The sequence below is a fragment of the Lysinibacillus sp. YS11 genome (genome assembly GCF_002896375.1).
GTDB lineage: Bacteria > Bacillota > Bacilli > Bacillales_A > Planococcaceae > Lysinibacillus > Lysinibacillus capsici.
This window is the reverse complement of the sequence record NZ_CP026007.1, coordinates 4,022,141-4,045,192: the sequence shown is the minus strand read 5'-3', so window position 1 is coordinate 4,045,192 and position 23,052 is coordinate 4,022,141. Positions and strand designations below refer to the sequence as shown.

Annotated in this window: 20 protein-coding genes, 1 pseudogene and 1 riboswitch; of the genes and pseudogenes, 16 read left to right on the top strand and 5 right to left on the bottom strand. The window is 37.7% G+C overall.

What is annotated here, in order from left to right; translation table 11 throughout:
• The first annotated feature begins 151 nt into the window (after positions 1-151).
• The 7 genes and pseudogenes from LBYS11_RS20270 to LBYS11_RS20240 all read left to right on the top strand — a co-directional run bounded on the left by LBYS11_RS20270 (position 152) and on the right by LBYS11_RS20240 (position 10,746).
• A pseudogene (locus LBYS11_RS20270) lies at positions 152-1,545 on the top strand (protoporphyrinogen oxidase).
• 99 nt (positions 1,546-1,644) lie between these two features.
• A riboswitch (SAM riboswitch) is annotated at positions 1,645-1,745 on the top strand.
• A gap of 89 nt (positions 1,746-1,834) precedes the next feature.
• A complete protein-coding gene (locus LBYS11_RS20265; RefSeq protein ID WP_103119111.1) occupies positions 1,835-3,682 on the top strand; it encodes a bifunctional homocysteine S-methyltransferase/methylenetetrahydrofolate reductase in 1,848 nt (615 codons plus the stop codon).
• On the top strand, positions 3,675-7,106 hold the full coding sequence (metH, locus tag LBYS11_RS20260; RefSeq protein ID WP_103118871.1) for a methionine synthase: 3,432 nt from the start codon (positions 3,675-3,677) through the stop codon (positions 7,104-7,106). Before LBYS11_RS20265 ends, metH begins: the two co-directional genes overlap by 8 nt.
• Positions 7,107-7,198: 92 nt before the next feature.
• Positions 7,199-7,699 (top strand): GNAT family N-acetyltransferase, encoded by a 501-nt coding sequence (locus LBYS11_RS20255; protein ID WP_103118870.1) that lies wholly within the window; start codon positions 7,199-7,201, stop codon positions 7,697-7,699.
• 108 nt (positions 7,700-7,807) lie between these two features.
• Entirely contained in the window at positions 7,808-8,839 is a 1,032-nt protein-coding gene (locus LBYS11_RS20250; RefSeq protein ID WP_103118869.1) for a Delta(5) desaturase DesA, read from the top strand.
• A 271-nt stretch (positions 8,840-9,110) separates the two neighbouring features.
• On the top strand, positions 9,111-10,118 hold the full coding sequence (locus LBYS11_RS20245) for a sensor histidine kinase (protein ID WP_004224458.1): 1,008 nt from the start codon (positions 9,111-9,113) through the stop codon (positions 10,116-10,118).
• Positions 10,119-10,134: 16 nt separating this feature from the next.
• Positions 10,135-10,746, top strand: a complete 612-nt coding sequence (locus LBYS11_RS20240; protein ID WP_016993691.1) for a response regulator transcription factor — start codon at positions 10,135-10,137, stop codon at positions 10,744-10,746.
• Between the two features lie 42 nt (positions 10,747-10,788).
• Here LBYS11_RS20240 and LBYS11_RS20235 read toward each other — a convergent pair whose 3' ends face one another.
• From LBYS11_RS20235 to LBYS11_RS20225, 3 genes are all read right to left on the bottom strand, one after another.
• Complete coding sequence (locus LBYS11_RS20235; RefSeq protein ID WP_036076039.1) at positions 10,789-11,763, bottom strand: proline dehydrogenase family protein; 975 nt, start codon at positions 11,761-11,763, stop codon at positions 10,789-10,791.
• A 74-nt stretch (positions 11,764-11,837) separates the two neighbouring features.
• Positions 11,838-12,590 carry an ABC transporter permease gene (gene fetB / locus LBYS11_RS20230; protein ID WP_103118868.1) on the bottom strand — a complete coding sequence of 251 codons (753 nt, stop codon included), beginning with the start codon at positions 12,588-12,590 and terminating at the stop codon, positions 11,838-11,840.
• Complete coding sequence (locus LBYS11_RS20225) at positions 12,587-13,318, bottom strand: ABC transporter ATP-binding protein (RefSeq protein WP_103118867.1); 732 nt, start codon at positions 13,316-13,318, stop codon at positions 12,587-12,589. The genes fetB and LBYS11_RS20225 overlap by 4 nt, the downstream gene beginning before the upstream one ends.
• Before the next feature lie 91 nt (positions 13,319-13,409).
• Between LBYS11_RS20225 and LBYS11_RS20220 the strand changes: the two genes are divergently transcribed.
• Positions 13,410-13,910 carry a methylated-DNA--[protein]-cysteine S-methyltransferase gene (locus LBYS11_RS20220; RefSeq protein ID WP_103118866.1) on the top strand — a complete coding sequence of 167 codons (501 nt, stop codon included), beginning with the start codon at positions 13,410-13,412 and terminating at the stop codon, positions 13,908-13,910.
• A 179-nt stretch (positions 13,911-14,089) separates the two neighbouring features.
• Here the strand turns inward: LBYS11_RS20220 and LBYS11_RS20215 are convergent, their stop codons facing one another.
• Both LBYS11_RS20215 and LBYS11_RS20210 read right to left on the bottom strand, forming a co-directional pair.
• A complete protein-coding gene (locus tag LBYS11_RS20215; RefSeq protein ID WP_016995351.1) occupies positions 14,090-15,388 on the bottom strand; it encodes an ammonium transporter in 1,299 nt (432 codons plus the stop codon).
• Positions 15,389-15,402: 14 nt separating this feature from the next.
• On the bottom strand, positions 15,403-15,744 hold the full coding sequence (locus LBYS11_RS20210; RefSeq protein WP_016995352.1) for a P-II family nitrogen regulator: 342 nt from the start codon (positions 15,742-15,744) through the stop codon (positions 15,403-15,405).
• A 312-nt stretch (positions 15,745-16,056) separates the two neighbouring features.
• Between LBYS11_RS20210 and LBYS11_RS20205 the strand changes: the two genes are divergently transcribed.
• The 8 genes from LBYS11_RS20205 (at position 16,057) to LBYS11_RS20170 (ending at position 22,926) form a co-directional block, all read left to right on the top strand.
• Positions 16,057-17,517, top strand: coding sequence for a nicotinate phosphoribosyltransferase (locus LBYS11_RS20205; RefSeq protein WP_103118865.1), 1,461 nt, complete (start codon positions 16,057-16,059; stop codon positions 17,515-17,517).
• Between the two features lie 18 nt (positions 17,518-17,535).
• Positions 17,536-18,360: an ammonia-dependent NAD(+) synthetase gene (gene nadE / locus LBYS11_RS20200; RefSeq protein WP_048395002.1), complete on the top strand. Its 825-nt coding sequence runs from the start codon at positions 17,536-17,538 to the stop codon at positions 18,358-18,360.
• 159 nt (positions 18,361-18,519) lie between these two features.
• Positions 18,520-18,840, top strand: coding sequence for a hypothetical protein (locus LBYS11_RS20195; protein WP_048395004.1), 321 nt, complete (start codon positions 18,520-18,522; stop codon positions 18,838-18,840).
• A gap of 205 nt (positions 18,841-19,045) precedes the next feature.
• Entirely contained in the window at positions 19,046-19,603 is a 558-nt protein-coding gene (locus tag LBYS11_RS20190; RefSeq protein WP_233732220.1) for a hypothetical protein, read from the top strand.
• 125 nt (positions 19,604-19,728) lie between these two features.
• Positions 19,729-21,000, top strand: coding sequence for a right-handed parallel beta-helix repeat-containing protein (locus LBYS11_RS20185; protein WP_233732216.1), 1,272 nt, complete (start codon positions 19,729-19,731; stop codon positions 20,998-21,000).
• Positions 20,997-21,449: a nitrous oxide reductase accessory protein NosL gene (locus LBYS11_RS20180; RefSeq protein WP_231595734.1), complete on the top strand. Its 453-nt coding sequence runs from the start codon at positions 20,997-20,999 to the stop codon at positions 21,447-21,449. Before LBYS11_RS20185 ends, LBYS11_RS20180 begins: the two co-directional genes overlap by 4 nt.
• Positions 21,449-22,249 carry an ABC transporter permease gene (locus LBYS11_RS20175; RefSeq protein WP_054548854.1) on the top strand — a complete coding sequence of 267 codons (801 nt, stop codon included), beginning with the start codon at positions 21,449-21,451 and terminating at the stop codon, positions 22,247-22,249. The genes LBYS11_RS20180 and LBYS11_RS20175 overlap by 1 nt, the downstream gene beginning before the upstream one ends.
• Positions 22,246-22,926, top strand: coding sequence for an ABC transporter ATP-binding protein (locus tag LBYS11_RS20170; protein WP_103118863.1), 681 nt, complete (start codon positions 22,246-22,248; stop codon positions 22,924-22,926). Before LBYS11_RS20175 ends, LBYS11_RS20170 begins: the two co-directional genes overlap by 4 nt.
• Positions 22,927-23,052: the final 126 nt, after the last annotated feature.

The following is a 23,052-nucleotide window of genomic DNA, read 5'->3' as shown; positions in this document are numbered from 1 at the left end:
ATAGAGAATCAATTTTATAGAGATTCAGAAAGTAAGAGCTATTTCACTGATGAAATAGCTCTATTTTTGCTAAATTTGTAAAGGGTTTAACGTAATTTTCAATGAAAAAAGGATTATACTGTAGAAAGAATGAATAATAGGGGCGGTTATGATGAAAACAGTTGTTGTTTTAGGCGGCGGTATTACAGGACTATGTACAATGCATTATTTGCAACGTCAAGTGAAGGAACATAATTTAGATGTTCGTCTAGTGCTTATAGAAAAAAATACATATTTAGGAGGCAAATTATATTCAGCACATGAACAAGGTTTCATCATGGAAACGGGTGCTGATTCTATTGTAGCCCGTCATCAAGGCGTTATGGAACTCGTGCAGGAGCTTGATTTTGAGGCGGAATTAGTTTACAACGAAACAGGTATTTCTTATATTTATACGAATAATGAGTTACATGCTATTCCGGCAGATTCAACTTTCGGAATACCGATGAGTGTAGCATCCTTAGAGGAAAGTACACTTATTTCCGAGCAGGGAAAAAAGAAGCGTTGAAGGATTTAACATTGCCAAACAATGGCTTCACAAAGGAAAGTTCTATCGGTGAATTTTTAACTTACTATTTAGGAGAGGAACTGGTGAAAAATCAAATTGCACCAGTCCTTGCAGGTGTTTATTCGGGAGATTTACATCAGCTTTCTATTGGCTCTACTTTACCGTATTTAATTGATTATAAGAATGATTTTGGAAGTATTATTAAAGGCTTTGATGCGAATCGTGAGCAATTTGTTAAAGCAGCGAACAAAAAATTTATATCCTTTAAAAATGGTTTATCTTCTTTAATTGATCGACTTGAACAAACCTTATCCGATGTAGAAATTATCAAGGGTGTTACTACACTAAATGTTCAAAAACAAGATAAGAACTACACAATTTCCTTAGCTAATGGTGAAATTATTGAGTCAGATTATGTCGTTTTAGCATTACCGAACGAAACTGTACAAAATCTGCTACAGGATGAATCTTTAAACCGCTATTTTGACCAATTTACGACAGCGTCAGCGATTACTATCTATTTGGGTTTTGATGTGCCAGACGCTAAATTGCCAGCAGATGGAACGGGCTATATTGTTTCCCATAATTCAGACGTAACTTGTAATGCAGCAACTTGGACTAGTCGTAAATGGAAGCATACATCGAAAGAAAATAAATTACTTGTGCGACTCTTTTATAAGAGCATCAATCCAGCCTATGAGCAACTACGCGCCATGACGGATGAAGAATTAGCAGCAGTTGCTTTAGAAGATGTGAGAAAGAGCCTAGGAATAGAGGAGCAGCCAACCGTTGTGAATGTAACAAAATGGATTGATCAAATGCCTAAATATGATCTAGCGCATCGTGAAGCATTACAAGGATTACTACAAGAATTACATGAGAAATATCCTAATTTATCGATTGCAGGGTGCTCGTATTTTGGCGTAGGTATTGGTGCTTGCATTCAAAACGGGAAAAAAATTGGTGAAGAGCTTGCAAAGGAACTTGCCAATTTCTAAGGTTTTAAGTGGAAAAAAACTTTGTTATGTGAAATAGTCTTGACTCATTCGTCAGTAAACGATATGATTCTTTTAATTATTTAAAAAATTCATACTTAATTCTTATCAAGAGAAGCAGAGGGACTGGCCCATTGAAGCTTCAGCAACCAACTTTATTGTCAGGTGCTAAATCCAGAAGACCGTTGAGTCGAAGATGAGAAGGAACAACAATGATGAATCGTTAAAGCCTTCTTTTTTTATGAAAGAAGGCTTTTTATTATATAGAGACATAGGAAGAGAGGCTAATTTTATGGGATTGCTTGAAAGGTTAAAAACGCATGTATTGACGGCAGACGGTGCAATAGGCACAGTGCTATATGGCTATGGATTGGAGTATTGCCATGAGGAAATGAATGTTCAGAGACCCGAGTTAATTGAAAAGATTCATAGAGAATATATTGCGGCTGGTGCTGACATCATTCAAACGAATACGTACGGTGCAAATGCCATTAAATTAGCTCGCTATGGATTGGAATCACGTGTCCAACAATTTAATGAAGCTGCTATCACCATCGCAAAACGAGCAGCGGCTGATGGCGGTCAATTTGTTTTAGGAACAATTGGTGGTATTCGGGGAATTCGTAAAAGTGATGCAACCTTGGATGAAATATTAGCGACTATTGAAGAACAAGCAAGCGTCTTACTTGCAGGGAATCCAGATGGCCTTTTACTTGAAACTTATTATGATTTTGAAGAATTAACAGCAACCTTAAAGATGCTACGAGAAAAAACAAAATTGCCGATTATTGCACAAGTTTCTATGCATGAGCCCGGTGTTCTACAAAATGGGATGTCTTTAAATAATGCTCTCCATGAGCTTGAAGCTCTAGGTGCTGATATTGTTGGTGTCAATTGTCGACTAGGTCCACACCATACAATTCAGGCATTTGAAGGTGTAGAACTTCCTAATAAGGCATTTATGTCGGCCTATCCAAATGCATCACTTCTGGACTTAGAGGATGGGCGTGTCGTTTATGAATCAGAAGCTGATTATTTTGGTCGAGCGGCTGTTGAATTGCGTGATCAAGGTGTACGTTTAATAGGGGGCTGCTGTGGTACAACACCCAAACATATTACAGCAGCAAAGAAGTATTTAGAAGAGTTATCACCGGTTCAGGAGAAGCATGCGAAGCCTAAAAAGATTGAGATTGTTCGGGAAGCGGAGCCAACAAAGTATGAGCCTCTTCATGAAAAGGTTAAACGTGAACGCTCTGTCATAGTAGAGTTGGATACGCCTAGACATTTAGAGATTGATGGGTTCCTTGAAGGAGCAAAGCAATTATATGATGCAGGTGCAGATGTAGTTATGATGGCAGACAATTCATTGGCCTCTCCACGTATTAGCAATATTGCAATGGGCGCATTGTTGAAGAGCTCACATGGTGTACGCCCACTAACTCATATTACATGTCGAGACCGTAATTTAATTGGTCTACAATCTCATTTAATGGGGTTAAATGCTTTAGGTATTCATGATGTGTTGGCCGTTACGGGTGATCCAACAAAAGTAGGAGATTTCCCAGGTGCGACAAGTGTTTATGATGTATCTTCCATGGAGCTAATCCAATTAATTAAGCAATTAAATGAAGGGGTCTCTTTCTCAGGTAAGCCACTTCGTAAAAAAGCAAATTTTTCAGTTGCTGCTGCATTTAATCCAAACGTCCGTGTGTTAGATCGTGCTGTGACACGCTTGGAGAAGAAAATTGAGCATGGGGCAGACTACTTCATTTCTCAACCAGTATATACGATAGAGAAAATTGTAGAGATTTATGAGGCAACAAAGCATTTACAAGCTCCAATTTACATCGGTATTATGCCTGTTACGAGTTATAAAAGCGCTGAATTTTTACATCATGAAGTGCCAGGTATCAAATTATCTGAAGATGCCTTAACAAGAATGAAAGCATGTGGAGAAGATAAAGAAAAGGCAACATTGGAAGGGATTGCTATTGCCAAAGAATTAGTAGAAGTGGCTACGCAATATTTCAATGGGATTTACCTTATTACACCATTTTTACGTTACGATGTGACACTAGAGTTGATGAAATATATAAAGCAATTGGATGAACAGAAAAAAGGAGTAAGTATACATGGCTAAGCACTCGATTGAAGAGCAACTAGAGAAACGTATTTTAATTCTTGATGGCGCAATGGGAACAATGCTACAAAATGAAAATTTATCAGCAGAGGATTTTGGTGGCGAGGAACTTGATGGCTGTAATGAAAATCTTGTGCTTACTAGACCAGATGTTATTGAAAAAATTCACCATAAATACTTAGAGGCAGGCGCAGATATTATTTGTACAAATACATTTGGTGGGACGCCTCTTGTGTTAAATGAATATGATCTTGGCACAAAAGCAGAAGTAATTAATAAGCGTGCAGTGGAAATTGCTCGACAAGCAGTGGATCGTTATTCCACATCGGATTGGCCACGTTTTGTTGCAGGGGCTATGGGGCCAACAACAAAAACGTTATCAGTAACAGGTGGTATTACATTTGAAGAGCTAGAGGAAAATTTTTATGTACAGGCAAAAGCTTTAATTGAGGCAGGAGCCGACGTTTTGTTATTAGAAACAAGTCAGGATATGCTCAATGTCAAAGCAGGCACACTTGGCGTAAAGCGCGCTTTTGCATCAACGGGAAAAGAGCTACCTGTCATGATTTCAGGAACAATAGAACCGATGGGTACAACGCTTGCAGGGCAAACAATTGATGCCTTTTATATTTCGATCGAGCATATTAAACCATTATCAGTTGGCCTAAACTGTGCGACGGGACCTGAGTTTATGACGGATCACATTCGTTCATTAGCAGAGCTTTCAACAGGCTATATTAGCTGTTACCCAAATGCTGGCTTACCAGATGAAGAAGGGTGTTATCATGAATCACCAGAATCGCTATCGCAAAAATTAAAAGGTTTTGCAGAAAAGGGTTGGCTTAATATTGTAGGTGGATGTTGTGGGACGACACCCGCTCATATTGCAGCCATTCGTGAGATCTTAAAAGATGAAAAACCTCGTCAATTACCAGAAAAAACACATGGTCATGCGGTATCAGGAATTGAACCGTTATTGTATGACGATTCTATGCGTCCGTTATTTATTGGGGAGAGAACAAATGTTATCGGCTCTCGTAAATTTAAGAATTTAATCATTGATGGAAAGTTTGAGGAGGCCGCAGAGATTGCACGTGCTCAAGTTAAAAATGGTGCACATGTTATCGATATTTGTTTAGCCAACCCTGATCGTGATGAATTAGCCGATATACGTGGATTTATGCAGGAGGTTGTAAAAAAGGTTAAGGTGCCTCTTGTGATTGACTCAACTGATGAAAAAGTAATTGAGGAAGCATTAAAGTTTTCTCAAGGGAAAGCCATCATTAACTCTATTAATCTAGAGGATGGTGAAGAACGGTTTGATGCAGTGTTACCACTGGTGAAAAAATATGGTGCATCATTAGTTGTTGGAACGATAGATGAAAAGGGAATGGCGGTTGACCGTCATCGAAAGCTTGAAATTGCCGAACGCTCCTATCAACTTTTAACGGAGAAATGGGGAATTGCACCAGAGGATATCATTTTCGACCCATTAATGTTCCCTGTAGGAACGGGCGATGAGCAGTATATTGGTTCAGCTTTGGAAACGATTGAAGGCATTCGACTCATCAAAGAAAAATTGCCGCAGACATTGACGGTACTTGGCGTAAGTAATATTTCATTTGGCTTACCACCAGTTGGCCGTGAAGTACTGAATGCTGTCTACCTCTATCATTGTACACAGGCAGGCTTAGATTATGCCATTGTTAATACAGAGAAATTGGAGCGTTACGCATCCATACCGGAAGAGGAAATTAAACTCGCAAATGACCTGCTCTTTAATACAAATGATGAAACATTAGCAGTGTTTACAGATTTTTATCGTGATAAAAAGAAGGAAAAAACGGAAGCCGATATTCCGAAAACGGTTGAAGGTCGTTTAGCTTACTATATATTAGAAGGAACTAAAGAAGGGCTAATTGAGGATTTAGACGCTGCACGGGAAATCTTCGAGGCGCCGCTTGATATAATTAATGGTCCTTTAATGGAGGGCATGGCTGAGGTAGGTAGATTATTTAATGATAATCAACTCATTGTAGCAGAGGTTTTACAATCAGCAGGGGTGATGAAGGCCGCTGTTGCTCATTTAGAGCAATTCATGGAGAAGGATGAAGAGAGTGCTGGGAAAGGGAAAATGGTCCTTGCTACGGTAAAAGGTGATGTTCACGATATTGGGAAAAACCTTGTTGATATTATATTAAGTAATAATGGCTATAAGGTTGTCGATTTGGGCATTAAAGTAACCCCTGCCCAATTGATTGAAGCAATTCGTAAGGAAAAACCAGATTTTATTGGGCTGTCAGGTTTACTCGTGAAATCAGCGCAACAGATGGTAATTACTGCTCAGGATTTTAAAGAGGCGGGAATTGATGTACCTATTTTAGTTGGTGGAGCTGCACTTTCTCGTCGTTTTACTGAAACAAAAATTGCAGATGAATATGGCGGTCCTGTTATTTATGCAAAGGATGCTATGCAAGGCTTAGAGCAAGCGAATCTATTAATGGGTGAAGGGACACGTGAAAAATTCTTAGCAGAAATTGAAGAATCCCGTCAAAAACGTTTAGAGGCCGATGAAAAACGAGCTGCTCGTCCTGCAAAAGAGGTAACAATAAAGCCCGCACGAACAGTAAAGGGAGCGCCTGTATTTTTACCAGCTGATTTACGACGTCATGTGAAAAAAGACTATTCTGTATCGCATTTATATCCTTATGTTAATATGCGTACTTTATTGGGACACCATTTAGGCTTGAAAGGGCAGGTTCAGCAATTGCTTGATGCGGGTGATTCAAGAGCAACAGAGCTAAAGGATTTAGTAGATGATTATTTGAAAAGTGATCTATTAAAGCCATCAGGTTTGTATCAATTTTTCCCTGCTCAAGCAGATGGTGATGATGTCGTTGTGTATGATCCAGCTGATAGTAAGACGGAAATTGAACGTTTTACCTTCCCTCGTCAGCAGGTGGAACCATTTTTATGTCTTGCAGATTTCTTAAAAACGGTAGAGAGCGGTGAAATGGACTATATTGCGCTTATGGTTGTAACAGCAGGTCAAGGAGTAATGGCTACAGCTCACCAGTTAAAAGAGGATGGGAAATTCCTTGAAAGTCATGCCTTGCAATCTACTGCTTTAGAATTAGCAGAGGGCTTTGCTGAACGTATGCATCAGGAAATTCGTGACCAATGGGGCTTCCCTGATGCAACAGATTTCACTATGAGAGATCGTTTTGCTGCAAAATATCAGGGGCAACGCTTTTCATTCGGATATCCTGCATGTCCTAACTTGGAGGATCAAGAAAAACTATTCGGCTTGTTAAAACCTGAGGATATTGGCGTCCATCTTACAGAAGGCTTTATGATGGAGCCAGAAGCATCTGTATCTGCAATCGTTTTTGCTCATCCTGATGCTCGCTACTTCAATGTTTAAGGCATAAAATAAGAGATAGATAGTCCATTCATTGACTATCTATCTCTGTTTCATTGTAGATGATAATGATTTGGTTAAGGGAAGTGAGCAGAATGATACGATTCATGGAAGAAAAAGATATACCTGGGGTTTTGGACATCTATAATGATATAATTTTAACAAGCAAGGCTGTCTATCGATACGATATACAAACTTTAGATGAAAAAGTACAGTGGTTTAAGGAGCAACAAGCATTAGGTAATCCTTTGCTTGTATTTGAGGATAATGGGCTTGTCGCTGGCTTTGCTAGCTATAGTCAATTTCGTCCTTATCCAGGTTATAAATTTACAATGGAGCACTCTGTCTATGTGCATAAAGAGCATTATCAAAAAGGGATTGCGACAAAGCTCATACACAAGTTGATCGCGATTGCTGAAGAAAATGGTGTGAAAACGCTTGTCGCAGGTATTGATGGAGAAAACATTGGTAGTATTAAAGCACATGAAAAATTAGGATTTGAATATGCAGGCACAATCAAAAATGCAGGCTATAAATTTGAACAATGGCTAGACCTTGTGTTCTACCAACTTCATTTGACTGGACCGAAATCATAAAAGGATATGACAAATGTCATATCCTTTTTGTGATGTTTGCGTCTGTTACTGACTTGTACTCTTGTTTTATGATGAGCTCATAAGGAAAAGGAAACGAGGGAGTAGAAGATGGCAACAATTAAAGAAAAAACGAAAAAGTTACGTCAAGATGTAGCGCCATTTGCTAAATCGGATACGCGTAAAAGTGTTTTTCAGATTATAAATACAATTGTACCGTTAATTGCATTATGGGTGGCTGGTTACTTGTTAGTGGATGTATCACCTTGGCTAACAGTTGGCTTAAGTGCCATTTCAGCAGGTTTTGTCGTACGAACTTTTATTATTTTTCATGATTGTACACACGGTTCATTTTTCAAAAGTAAAAAGGCAAACGACTGGGTTGGATTTTTTACTGGGGTGCTAACATCATTCCCTTATGAAAAATGGAAACGTGAGCATACAATTCACCATGCAACAAGCTCAAACTTAGACAAGCGTGGTATCGGTGATATTGATATGATGACAGTTGAAGAATATATGCAAGCCTCAAAAGGGCAACGTCTATGGTACCGCTTCTATCGTAATCCATTTGTGATGTTTGGATTAGGCCCACTTTATATGGTTCTTGTCTTAAATCGTTTTAATCGTAAGGATGCGAAGAAAAAGGAACGTCTCAATACAATTTTAACGAATATTGTCATTGTGGGAATTTGTGCCGGTTTAATTTTCTTCATGGGCTGGCAAGCGTTTTTATTAGTGCAAGGCGTTACTTTATTTATTGCAGGTTCTTTAGGAATTTGGTTATTTTACATCCAGCACACGTATGAAGATTCTTATTTTGAGCATGATTCTGAGTGGGATTATGTGAAAGCTGCAGTTGAAGGAAGCTCCTATTATAAATTGCCAAAACTTTTACAATGGGTAACAGGGAATATTGGTTTCCATCATGTTCATCACTTAGCTCCTCGTGTACCTAATTATAATCTTGAAAAGGCACACAATGAGACACCGCCATTACACATGGCAACAACGATTACTCTACGTACGAGTTTAGAATCACTACGTTATAAGTTATATGATGAGGATCAAGGTAAATTTGTGACGTTTAAAGAGGTAAATGAAATTATAAAGCGTAAAGAAAGAGGCAGTATTGCCGCTTAGTTGATAACAGCCATCTCTGCAAGAGAGATGGCTGTTTTATGTAAAGAGAGGAATATGGGTCAAAGCATGTACAGGCATAAATTTAATTTTCTTGTTATAATAAGGGAAAAGTAGGAAAGAGCGTGAGATTATGTTGAGGAAATGGCATAGTATTATTCCGAATAGTCCGATGCTCAGTGTATATTTGTGGATAATTTTTTGTTTCCTACCGTTTTTCTTCATTTTTAGGAAATCGTCTTACATCGAAATATCGATAGGCATTACATTTTTAATGCTCTATTTTATCTTCTATCGATTTGCCATGAATTCGAAAAGCGGTTTAGTTTATATGTGGATTAGCTTTGAAATGGTCATAAACATCATTATGACTATATTATATGGCTATGTCTATTTGTCCATTTTTACAGCATTTTTTATTGGGAATATCCGAAGACCCGTCGGCTTTTATATTATGTATGGTCTACATATTGGATTTACAGTTATTTCAACTGGTGCTGGATTCTTTGTAGAGCTCAACCTATTTTTATCACAGTTGCCATTCGTTGTATTAACTATTTTAGCTGTCGTCCTTTTACCGCTAACGCTTTATTCCAAAAATAAACGTGAAAATTTAGAGGGACAGTTAGAAACAGCCAATGAACGTATTGCTGAGTTAATTGTTTTTGAGGAACGACAAAGAATAGCTCGAGATTTGCATGATACATTAGGACAAAAATTGTCCATGATTGGTTTGAAGAGTGATCTAGCTTCTAGGCTGATTGAACGAGATCCCCAGCAAGCCTTGATTGAGATTAAGGATATACGCCAGACAGCTAGTATTGCCTTAAAAGAGGTTCGGGAATTAGTTTCAGATATGCGCACGGCAAAATTCGAAGATGAGATCATGCGTATTTCACAAATACTAAAGGCGGCTGAAATGGAGTTTGTCTTTGAGGGTGATAAAAATGCACTGCAAGTTCCACCGCTTGTAGAGAATGTTTTATCTATGTGCTTAAAAGAGGCGGTTAATAATGTTGTCAAACATAGTGGAGCAACAAAATGTGAAATTGCTTTCCATCAAAATTTTAAAGAAGTTTACTTAGTAGTGCGAGATAACGGACAGGGCATTACGAAAAAACAAGCCTGGAGAACTGGTAATGGATTGAAGGGAATGCGGGAACGTTTAGAGTTTATTAATGGGTCCTTCAAAATTGAAAGTGTTGAGGGCACCACATTAACGGTAACTATCCCAGTAGCTATTACACATCAGAATGTCAAAGACAATCTGAAGAACATATAGAAAAGAGGATTGTGACATGATACGAATTGTGATTGCTGAAGATCAGGGGATGCTATTAGGCGCACTTCGCTCTTTACTTAGTATGGAGGAGGATATGGAGGTTGTTGGCTTAGCAAAAAATGGTGAGGAAGCATTGATGCTTGTGGAAGAGCATCAACCTGATATTTGTATTATGGATATTGAAATGCCAGTGAAAACTGGACTAGACGCAGCAGAGGAAATGCATAGTACTGGTTCAGATTGTAAAGTCATTATTTTAACTACATTTGCTAGACCGGGTTATTTCGAACGTGCTAGAAAAGCGAGTGTCAGAGGCTACTTATTAAAGGATAGCCCTATAGAGGAGTTAGTGAGCGCAATCCGTACAATAATGGATGGTAAACGTATTTATGCACCAGAGCTCGTTGATTTTGTCTATGAAGATGATAGTGAAAATCCTTTAACGGAGCGAGAGAGCCAAGTACTGACACTTGTGGCAGAGGGTAAGACGACAAAGGAAATTGCTGCTGAGCTGTTTTTGTCTGCTGGTACTGTTCGTAACTATATTTCAACGATCTTAGAAAAACTGAACGTTGGCAATCGAATTGAGGCCATTGCACGCTTTAAAGAAAAAGGATGGAATAAATAAAAGGAGAACCTTATCGCATCATAAGCGAAAAGGTTCTCTTTTTTACTTGTTGCGTTTAGTTAAACGACCAAGAACGAATGCACCTGCTGCTACTGCAAGAACAGTATTCGTTTTTTTCGTAAATACTTGTTTTGTGACAAGATTAAGGTTTTGAGGACGCTCAGCTAAACGGCGCATGAAATAGCCGTACCAATCTTCACCGAATGGAACGTACACACAGAAGTTATAGCCTTCTTTTGCAAGCTCTTTTTGCATATCTGTACGGAAACCATATAGCATTTGGAATTCAAATTTATCAAGTGGGATATTATGATCGGCTACAAAGCGTTTTACGTGTGCAATGATATTGTGATCATGTGTTGCGATTGATGTAAATTTACCGTTTAGTAGGTGATATTCAATCAACTCAATAAAGTTTAAATCAATATCTAATTTGTCTTGATAGGCTACTTCAACTGGCTCTTTATAAGCACCTTTTACGATACGTAAACGGTAGTCCTTGAATTTTTCAATATCATCTTTTGCACGGTAAAAGTATGATTGGATGACAGTACCAACATTATCAAATGTTTTAGATAGTTCTTCCACCATATCAAAGGAAGTTTGTAGGCGTCCATAGTCTTCCATATCAAAGTTTACAAAGATATCATATGAAGCGGCTTTTTCTACAATCTCATACAGATTGTCATAACAAAAATCAACATCAATATCTAAACCTAATTGAGATGGTTTTAATGAAATATGTGCAGCTACACCATTTTCGTGAATAGCTTCGATCACAGTAAGGATTTTTTCTTTAGCAGCAGTCGCTTCTTCTTTACTTGAAACAAATTCACCTAGGTTATCTACAGTACAAGAAATATTATGTGCATTTAGCTCTTTGATGCTTGCAATTGTTTCTTCGATATTTGTACCAGCTACTACACTTTGTGCTCCTAATTTTAGGCCATATTTCTTTGCAGCACTATTTAATAGTTGGTTCTCAGATAAATGGATGAAAAAATCGCGTAATAACATGGTCATTCTCCTAACTGCATTTTCTTTTTAGTATAACATAAATTTTTTAAACTATATTACATTCAGCCTAACAATTATTTCATTTCAAGTATTTGCATACGTTCATTAAATAACGCAGGATAACTTAAAAAACCAATCATAACACTGGATAATGTTGCAGTTGTTAAGAGAGCAAAGATAATTAAAAGTTGAAATTGGACTGCCTGAATAGGGTCAGCTCCTCCGATAATTTGACCACTCATCATACCTGGTAGCTGTACTAGTCCGATTGTTTTTTGACTCTCGATAGTAGGAATCATACTAGCTTTTATGGCATTAATTAATTGACGATGAATAGCCTGTTTTGGTGTGCCACCTAGGGATAGTATTAGTTCCATCTGGTCCTTATGGTTAATAATTTCAGCCGTAAAACGATTTAAGAATAAAATGGATAGCACCATTGAATTACCGATTAACATCCCGCTAATGGGAATGATATATTGAGCAGTTGCTGGAACAATATGAAAGCCTAGCAAGACACCTTGTGTAATTATTTCTATCATGACAAGAGTTAGTGCTATTTTCCAGGTTATTCCTCTTATGCCTGTTCCTTCTTTTCGGGCATTTAACGTGGCAACGATAATCATTAGTGCTACCATGAGGAAAATATAGCTATAACTATTTGCGTCAAAGACAAATTTTAATATATAGCCGACAGCAAGCAATTGAATGATGGAGCGTAATGTTGCAATGAGCGTATCTTTTTCAAGGTCTAACTTTAATATTTTGGATAAGAGTAAAGGAATACAAACAAAAATTAATGTCAGTGATAAGGCTGTATAGGTCATTTGTTTACCCCCTGTACAAACTCGGCAACACGTGGATTTGTTGGTGCATTGAGTAAAGAACTTTTACCGGTTTCCACGAGCTCCCCATTCATCATAACCCATGTATAGTGACCAATCGTTAATGCTTGTTGTAAATTATGAGTAATCCAAATCATAGTGACATTGTATTTTTTGTTAATGGTGACAATCAATTTTTCAATATCCTGTACGGATTGACGATCCAAGGCTGACGTTATTTCGTCTAATAATAAAATAGAGGATTGATTGATAAGTGTTCGAGCGATGGATACCTTTTGACGTTGTCCGCCTGATAGATCATTTGTAGATTGATGCAAGAAGCTTTCGTTTAACCCAACGTCCTCTAAATATTGAATAGCCTCCCGGTCCGAAAGTTTTTGTCCTTGCAGTGTACGAGGGAGTGCAAGATTCTTTAACACTGTACCTCCTATCATAGGAGCTGCCTGTAAAGCAATACCAACATGCCTTCTTAAAGCTGTTGGATCATATGTAGAAATAGGTTGATTATCAACGAGTATATGCCCATTTGATGGTGAAAGAAGGCCATTACATAATTTAAGTAACGTTGTTTTACCAGCGCCAGAGGGGCCAACGAGAGTCGTGATTTGTCCTTTTGGAAATGATCCAGTAATTGACTTTAATATCATTTTGTCATTTACTGAAAAATGAACTTGTTGAAAGTGAATCGCAGGCTCATATAACATATTCATCTATTGAAACTCCTTTGCTTTAGTCAGTAAAATAACTGTAGCATGAAATGATGGAAGATGGTGTTGAAAAAAGAAAGAAGGGGATTTGGAAATGGAAATATTGTATTTCGATACTTTGACATATGCACAAGGTGATATGTATGTTGTGGCTTCAGACGAAGGACTTGTTTATATAGGTACACCAAATGCAGCATTCGATGAAGTGAAGGAGTGGGCTAAAAAACCGTTCAAAGGATATTGTTTTGAAGAGAATTCGGAAAAATTGCTACCATATAAAGAGCAATTAACAGCCTATTTTAAGAAGGAACTTATTGAATTTGACCTTCCAATCCATGTAAAAGGGACAGCATTTCAATTAGCAGTTTGGGATGCACTAAAAGAATTACCCTATGGTACAACAACAACTTATGGAAATATTGCTCAACGCATTGGTAACCCCAAAGCAGTTAGAGCGGTAGGGACTGCTATAGGAGCGAACCCAATTCTAGCGATCATTCCATGTCATCGCGTCATTGGCAAAAATGGCCAATTAACAGGCTTCAGAAGTGGCTTAGCTATGAAACAATTTTTACTTGAGTTAGAGAAGGAATAGAACGAGTGAAGCGGTAAATGTTAGTCTCTTGCGAAATAATGGAAAGAGCGCTTTTTCTATGGATTAGATCACTTCAAACAAAGTAATCTTCTTTCTCTGTAAACGAACAGTTTCACATGTAGGAGTGCACCAAAAGAAATCTGCCCCATTATCCAAAGATAAAGGAGCAGATGAAATAGCTATACATGTTGTTCTTCTTGAACATTGTTCTGCGTTTTACCGAAATGTGTTAAACGATGAGCGAAGGTTTCGCCTCGCACAGCGGAGCTTTTGAAAATATCTTGGTATTCGTAGGCAGGCGTTCCGTGTTCCATTACATCTAATCCAGCAATTTCTTCTTCAGCTGTTACGCGTAATGGGACAAATGCTTTGATGATCAATAAACCTGCAGCTACAGATACACTAACCCAAGCAATAGTTGCAATAACGCCGATTGCTTGAATACCTAATAGACCAAAACCCCCACCATAAAATAAGCCTTGCCCACCAATGTCAAAGAGGCCAACTGCCAGTGTTCCCCAAATACCACAAATACCATGAACAGCAATTGCTCCAACAGGATCATCAACTTTTAGCTTCCACTCTAGGAAGCGTACACCTTCCACAAGTAAAGGGGCAGCAATTAAACCAATGATAAGTGAGCCAAAAATGCTGACATTCGCTGCACCAGCAGTAATCCCTACAAGCCCAGCTAATGCACCATTTAATGTAAGAGAGCCATCGATATGTCCGTATCGAAATTTTGTATAGAAAGCAGTGGCAACGACACCAGCTGCAGCTGCAAAAAACGTATTAGCAATAACACTAGGAACTAGCTCTGGATCAGCTGCTAATGTAGAAGCGCCATTGAAGCCGAACCAACCAAACCAAAGTAAAAATACGCCTAATGCACCTAATGGAATGCTGTGTCCTGTAATAACATTTACTCGCCCATTTTCATATTTGCCTAGTCGAGGTCCGACCATAACTGCTGCGACAAATGCTGCAACAGCCCCTGTTAAGTGGACAACTGTCGAGCCAGCAAAATCAACAAAACCTAAATCTGTTAACCAACCTTGACCACTCCAAACCCAGTGGCCTACTACAGGATAAACAACTAAAGACATAAGTATAATAACTCCAACATAAGCGAAAATATTAGTACGTTCTGCAACAGCCCCCGATAAAATAGTTGCTCCAGTTGCAGCAAACATCGTTTGGAAGATAAAGAAAGAAAGATCATCTACTCCTTTTAAAGCAAAGCCACTTGTGCCGAAAATGCCACCTACTGAGTCTCCGAACATAATGGCATAGCCACATAAAAAATAGACGATTCCACCAAGAGAAATGGTAAGAAAATTCTTCATGATGATATTGACTGCATTTTTTGAGCGGGTAAATCCAGCCTCAACCATAGCAAAACCTGCATGCATAAAGAATACTAAAATAGTGCCAAGCATCACCCAAATTAAATTAACAGATAATAGTACTTCATCCATCTATATCGCCCCCTTTATTCTACTGCAATCGATCCGACTTCTTTTGTTCGGATACGAATTGCTTGTTCTACTGGATAAATGAAAATCTTCCCGTCCCCAACTTTACCGGTTGCTGCTTCACGCAATAAAATCTCTACAATGGCATCAACTTTGCCATCGTCTACAATCATTTCTAATTTTAATTTAGGTAAAAATTCAATTTCATACGTATTGCCGCGGAAGAGTCCTGTTCGACCTAGCTGACGACCACAACCAGCGATTTCAGAAACGCTTAACCCTGCAATTCCTTCCTGTGCAAGACCATCCCGAACAGCTCCAAAAACTTCAGGACGAATGATTGCTTCAATTTTTTTCATGAGTACCAGCTCCTTGCGTAAATTTAATTTACATGTTAAAACGGTATTAAAAACAGTGCAATTGTTTTTTTGAATTCTATGTAAGGTTAGTTTACATAGAATATTTCTAGTCTCGAAGTATTTTAGAAAAAAGGTTTTTATAAAGGGAATGAAAGCGGTACTAAAATTTGTGTCTAAAATGTGTACAGTTCTAAATTTTCTGACTATTTATGTTAGAAAACCTAACATCTGCAAGAGGGAATGTAATACGCAAGAATTTGGGTATATAGTGTATACTAGGACTAATTATCAAAGCGGAAGAAGGGGTTTCTTTTGAGATCGAACTATGCAGATGATAGCTTAGCGCTACACACAGACTTATATCAAATCAATATGGCAGAATCCTACTGGGCGGATGGCATACATAATAAAAAAGCGGTTTTTGAATTGTATTTTAGAAAATTACCTTTTGGTAATGGCTATGCCATATTTGCTGGGTTAGAGCGAATGCTTGATTATCTACGTGATTTTCATTTTAGTGAATCGGATATTGCGTATTTACGTGATGAAGTAGGTTATAAAGATGACTTTATCCAGTATTTAAAGAACATCCGATTTACTGGAGAAATGTATTCCATGGTAGAAGGGGAACTGGTTTTCGCTAATGAACCAATCGTCCGAATTGAAGCTCCATTAGTAGAGGCGCAGCTAATTGAAACAGCCTTACTTAATATTGTTAACTATCAAACATTAATTGCTACAAAGGCTAGCCGTATCAAGCAAATTATTAAAAATGAAGTGGCGATGGAATTTGGTACAAGGCGTGCACAAGAGATGGATGCTGCTATTTGGGGAACACGTGCCGCGTTTATCGGTGGTTTTGCTTCCACAAGTAATGTTCGAGCAGGTAAACTTTTTAAAATTCCTGTCTCTGGTACACATGCCCATGCATTAGTACAAGCTTATAAAAATGATTACGATGCATTCCATGCTTATGCAAAACGTCATCGCGATTGTGTGTTTTTGGTAGATACTTATAATACATTGAAATCAGGGGTGCCAACTGCAATTAAAGTAGCTAAAGAGCTAGGAGACAAAATTAACTTTATTGGCATACGCTTAGATAGCGGCGATATTGCTTTCTTATCAAAAGAAGCTCGTCGTATGTTGGATGCTGCAGGCTTCCATGATGCCAAAATCATTGTCTCAAACGATTTAGATGAATACACCATCTTAAATTTAAAAGCTCAAGGAGCAAAAGTGGATGTTTGGGGAATTGGTACAAAGCTTATTACAGCTTACGACCAGCCTGCGTTAGGTGCAGTATATAAAATGGTGGCTATCGAGAATAGCGAAGGGCAACTTGAAGATACAATAAAAATCTCAGCTAATGCGGAAAAGGTATCAACGCCAGGCTTGAAAAATGTCTATCGTATTATCGATAAAAAGAATGGAAAGGCAGAAGGAGACTACATCACAATGCACGATGAAAATCCTCAAGATGAGGAACGTATCAAAATGTTCCATCCGATTCATACGTTTGTCTCAAAGTTTGTCACAAATTTTGAAGCAAAAAATTTACATCAGCATGTTATTAAAAATGGAGCGATCAATTATCAAAACCCTACATTAGAGGAAATGCGTGATTACGCGGCGGAGAATTTAGAGCTGTTGTGGGATGAATATAAGCGTGCGATGAATCCTGAAGAATATCCGGTCGATCTCAGTCAAAAATGCTGGGATAATAAGATGCGTAATATTGAAGAAGTGCATGCGATGGTTAAACGAATGTAAAAAGGAGTGACGGGTGCAATGACTTTACAGCAACAAATTATTGAGGAATTACGTGTACTGCCTAACATTGATGTACAGAGGGAAATACGTAAATCAATTGATTTTTTAAAGGAATATGCAAAACGCTATAGTTTTGTAAAAGGTTTTGTTCTTGGTATTTCTGGTGGTCAAGATTCAACATTAACAGGAAAACTAGCGCAGTTGGCTATTGATGAATTAAATGCAGAAGAGGGAGAAATGAAGTATTCGTTTTTCGCTGTACGATTACCATATGGCGTACAAGCTGATGAACAGGATTGCCAAGATGCCATTGATTATATAAAGCCAACGAAGGTTTATACAGTAAATATAAAAGACGCAGTGGATGCTAGTGTGAGAGCTCTAACAAATGCGGGGGTTGAGCTGAATGACTTTGTGAAAGGGAATGAAAAGGCTCGTGAGCGTATGAAGGTCCAATATTCAATTGCTGCAATGAATGGAGCGGTTGTATTAGGAACAGATCATGCTGCGGAAGCTATTACAGGCTTCTATACAAAGTTTGGTGATGGTGGAGCAGACTTAATGCCAATCTTCCGTTTAAATAAACGACAAGGAAAGCAATTGTTAGCAGAACTTCAATGCCCTGAGCATCTTTATAAAAAGGTGCCTACAGCAGACTTAGAAGAAGATCGTCCCTCATTGCCAGACGAAGTGGCGCTAGGTGTGTCGTATGATCAAATAGATGATTATTTAGAGGGGAAAGAAATTCCAGAAGAACCTCGCCAAAGATTAGAAGGGTATTATTTGCGTTCCCAACATAAACGTCATATGCCAATTACAATATTTGATGATTTTTGGAAGTAAGATGAGCGAAAAGGGTTATAAAGAAAGTGGTTTCACTTTTAAAAATAGCTCTTTTCGCTCTTTTTTTATGTATTATGGTTCTATGTTGTTAATTGTCAGCATATAATGTCGATATAATTACCTATAAGGATAATAAAATGTAGGGGAGGGTAACTTTTTATGAGGACTTCTAGAGTGAGTGCAACGACAAGTAGTGTTTTTCGGCAGGAACAACAGTATTTACATGCTGGTGATCTCAGCCATAACTTTGGGCAAAATCCACAAAAGCAATTTCGGAATAGATTACAAAAAAATAAAGAGAAGACGTACAATTCAACAACTATTTCTGTTAATTCACAACAGCAGCAACCGATTACACCTATCCATATAGATAGCGCTAGTGATTTGGAAATTCGCCGTGAATTAAATGAGACGGCATTAAAGCTCAGTCGTTTAAACAAACAAAAGAAGCGTCTCAATAGTTACCGTTCTTCCATATAAGCCAAACTCTCCACATCAGTGTGGAGAGTTTTTATTTTTGAGGGGAAGTAAATGAAAGTACTAAATTCAAAATATTTGAAGTGAAGATGTTCATGGAATGTTCAAGGTAATTTTTCCATTTCTTCACAGCGATTTTTAACTAATTTCACAACTAATCTGTAGTGTAGGAGATGGCAACAAAAAACTAAACTTGGAGGATAAAGTTGTGAAAAAATTATGGTTACCTGCACTAATATTATTATTTGTACTTGCAGCTTGTGGTAGCGAAAAGAAACAGGTAGAAGAAACGGAAATTGAGCAAGAAGTTACGAAAAATGAATCAGAAACCGTGCAAGTTGCTTCATTAGTAGATACACGGTTACAAGAGCCAGAAGAAGAGACAACTTGTGGAATGTGTAATATGAAAGTTTATATGAAAGACCATGATATGGGTGTATTTTCAGCACAGGCAATAAAAGAAGATGGAACAATCGCTTTTTATGACGATATTGGCTGTTTATTAAATGCAGAGGTTGCTAATGAAGAAAAAAACGAAAAATTTGTACGTGATTTTGTGTCGAAAGATTGGGCAAAGATTGAAGATGTAACAATTATAAAAACAGAGCTGAAATCTCCGATGAACTGGGGCTATATTTATTTCGTGGACAAGGCTGAAGCAGATAAATATATGCAAGAAAATTCGAAAGCTTATGTGGAGGAACTACAAAAAATTAAAGATGATGCATTGGAGAGACGTAAGAAAATGATGCAAAAAAAAGGCTGAGGATGAAAAAGATGCATCCGGTTCTATGCATTCGAATGAGATGAATCAAGAAGGGCACGGTCATTAAATCATAGACTAGGGGAAATCCTCTAGTCTTTTCTTGCTGAATGAGGAGGTGGAAAGTGATGAAGCAAATCATGTTGTTCTTTTTATTTTTTCTCATGACAAGTCAAACGGCGTATGCAGAATTTGATATTCAATATGCTATCGATCAAGCAAAAGCTGGAGATAGTATTCATATTCCTGCTGGTCGTTACCAAGGGAATTTCACGGTGAAGAAACCGATCAAACTGTACGGACAAAAAGGGACTGAGCTTTATGCTCAAAATGATGAACCTGTATTAAAAATTGAACATGTATCGAATGTTTCTATAGAAAATATAAGAATAACAGCAAAAAATAAAGGAATTGTTGCTAATGAGGCGGATAATTTAGAGCTAAGAGCTATTGAACTAAAAGATATCCGAGTTGGTATACATCTTCAACAATCAAGGCATATTCGAATTTTAGAAAATAGGATCATTGGAAATGAATCTCACTTTGCTGAAAAAGGAAATGGAATTGCGATTTTTAAAAGTGAAGATGTCGTGATCGATCAAAATACGATCGAACAAGTCCAGGATGGTATATATGTTGAAGAAGGGACGCGAATAGATGTACAGCGAAACAAGGTAACAAATAGCCGTTATGGAACACATTTTATGTATTCAAGTAATGTGAAGGTGTTGTTCAATACATATTTACAGAATGTTACAGGTCTTATGGTGATGATGACTACTAATTTAGAAATAAGTAGTAATACAATTAGTGCTCATAATGGCTTCAATAGTTATGGACTTATGATGTATGACACACAGGAGGCAATGGTAAGAGAAAATAGCTTTCTACATAATCGTGTAGGGGTAGCGTTGCAGAAGAGTTCAGTGATTCAAATACAAGAAAATCGCTTTCAGATGAATCAAACTGCATTAGAAGGTACAAAAGTCGATGAGCGTTCGATCATTATGGATAATCAGTTTACAGGCAATATATTAACAGCAAGGTCAGACAATCGGGGGTTACGTTTAATTCATAATTTTTATGATGATTATACAGGGCTAGATGTTACAGGTGATGGTTTTGGAGATGTTCCATATGTGGCTGTGTCAAGTTTTGGACAATGGATGGTGAGACAGCCGGTTTATCAATTTTTTGTGGCATCACCAAGCGTTGTTATCCTGACGTCACTAGATCAACAGATTAATAAAACAGAACGAAATCTACTGGTAGATAATGAACCAAAATTACTGAGCAATATGAAAGAGATAGAGTTTTCATTCAATATCTTACAATTAGTGATTGGTTTTATCGTGTTTATGGGAAGTTTATGGCTTTGGAAAAGGGGGATACGAGTGTGACTAGATGGATAATGATAGTAATTATATGTGGCGTTATTTTAGTAGGCTGTGGTGAAAAAACATACCTTCCACGTGAAATTAATAGTGAAACAGATGTTTGTGAAGTTTGTAATATGAGTATTGTTCATAATGAATACGCAGGGCAAATTGTTTTGAAAAATGGAGACTATGAGATTTTTGATGATATTGGATGCTTAATGGATTACATTGAGCTAAATGGCGATGGTGAAGTGGGAGCAGCCTATATTAAAAATAAAGCAACGAATGAATGGATTGACGTTTATAAAGCGATTTATGTGTACAACAAAAATTATTGGACGCCGATGAACTATGGTGTTATTGCATTTGCTACAAAAGACGAAGCCAAAGAATGGATGAATGATGAAGAAGAAGGTCAACTATTTGCCTATCGTGATTTGCTGACATTGAATTGGGGGATTCATGAGTGATGTTTGTAAAAATAGAGCTGAAGCAGATTTTAAGAAGTCGATGGATGCAACTAGTAGCCTTTCTGTTTGCGTTTGTTTTCGTTGCCATAGTCGTCATTCAACAAATGGCTTTACCAGATATTGAAGGCTTTACACGTCAAACTGCATCATTTTTAAGTGTGTTATTATTTCTGCTGCCGCTATTTATCCTCACCATTGGTAGTATGAGTATAGCTGGTGATATAGAATCAGGTTGGTTATCGTTATTAAAAACATACCCTATGAAGCGGAAGCAATATATTACAGGCAAATATGTAGCTACGGTACTTGCGTTTTTATTAGTAATAGTAGTGGCATTTGGTTTTGTATTAACCGTAGGTGGGTTACTAGGTGGGGTACGGTTACCAATTGTTTTAGTTATTCTTACGCTATTATGTATTATTATCTTTGTGTCTTTAGGAATCTTGCTAGGGGTATTTGCAAAAACAAGATTATTTGCACTTGCATTATCACTTGTAGTATGGTCCTTTCTTTTATTGCTCATTTCTTATGCTTTAATGGCGATAGGTGCAGTTGTTTCAGGGCATCTTTTACAAAAGCTCATCATCATAACGATACATATTAATCCAGTAGAATGGCTGCGCTTCGGCTATTTTATATTTAGTAATCAAGCTAGTGTGCTTGGTCCAGCCTTTTATGATGTAACGAGGTTTTACTTATCACCGCTTGGTCAGGTGGGGTATGGAATAATAACAATACTCTGGATTGTACTACCGTTAATGCTTGCTACGAAGCTGTTAAAGGAGGGGGAGCGGCGATGATTCTGTTAGAGGGAAAAAATGTAGCTAAGGTTTATGAAAATGATAGAGGATTAAAAGAAGCCTCCTTTCAGCTGCAAGCTGGTCGAATTCTTGCATTGGTTGGAGGAAACGGGGCTGGAAAGAGTACTTTGATTCGTTTGTTAACGGGTCAAGAGAAACAGCAATCTGGTGAAATAATATGGCATCAACCACAAACAATCCGTTTTATGCCTGATGATGTAAACTTTCCAACTATGCTAACTGCAGCTGAAATATTAGAGCTGTTGGCATCTTTAAAACAAGTAGATAAATATGAGCAAGAGAATGTACTGAAGCGTGTTTCCTTGTGGGATGTTCGGAAGCAAAGAGCTAAACACTTTTCCAAAGGGATGCTCCAACGGCTAAACCTAGCCCAGAGCTTACTTGGTAACGGGTCATTGTTAATTTTAGATGAGCCAACGAATGGTCTAGATCCCTTTTGGATAGCACAGTTGAAAAACATGATGTTGGAGGAGAAGAAAAAAGGCAATACCGTTATCTTCTCTACTCATTTGCTATCTTTTGCTGAAGAAATAGCAGATGATGTATTAGTTTTACATGAAGGTGAAATTATCATTTCAGGGGCGATATCTGAAATTTTCTTGCAAGAAAATTCTACATCTTTAGAAGAAATATGGTTAAAAAGATTGAATTTGTAACATTCTAATGGTTAATGACGTTATATAATAAGGATTAGGCTTGTTTGGATGTTATCAAACAAGCCTTTTTTATGAATGTTCGTAGGAAGTAGAAGTTTCAGATAATTGTTTTACAAGACAGATTTC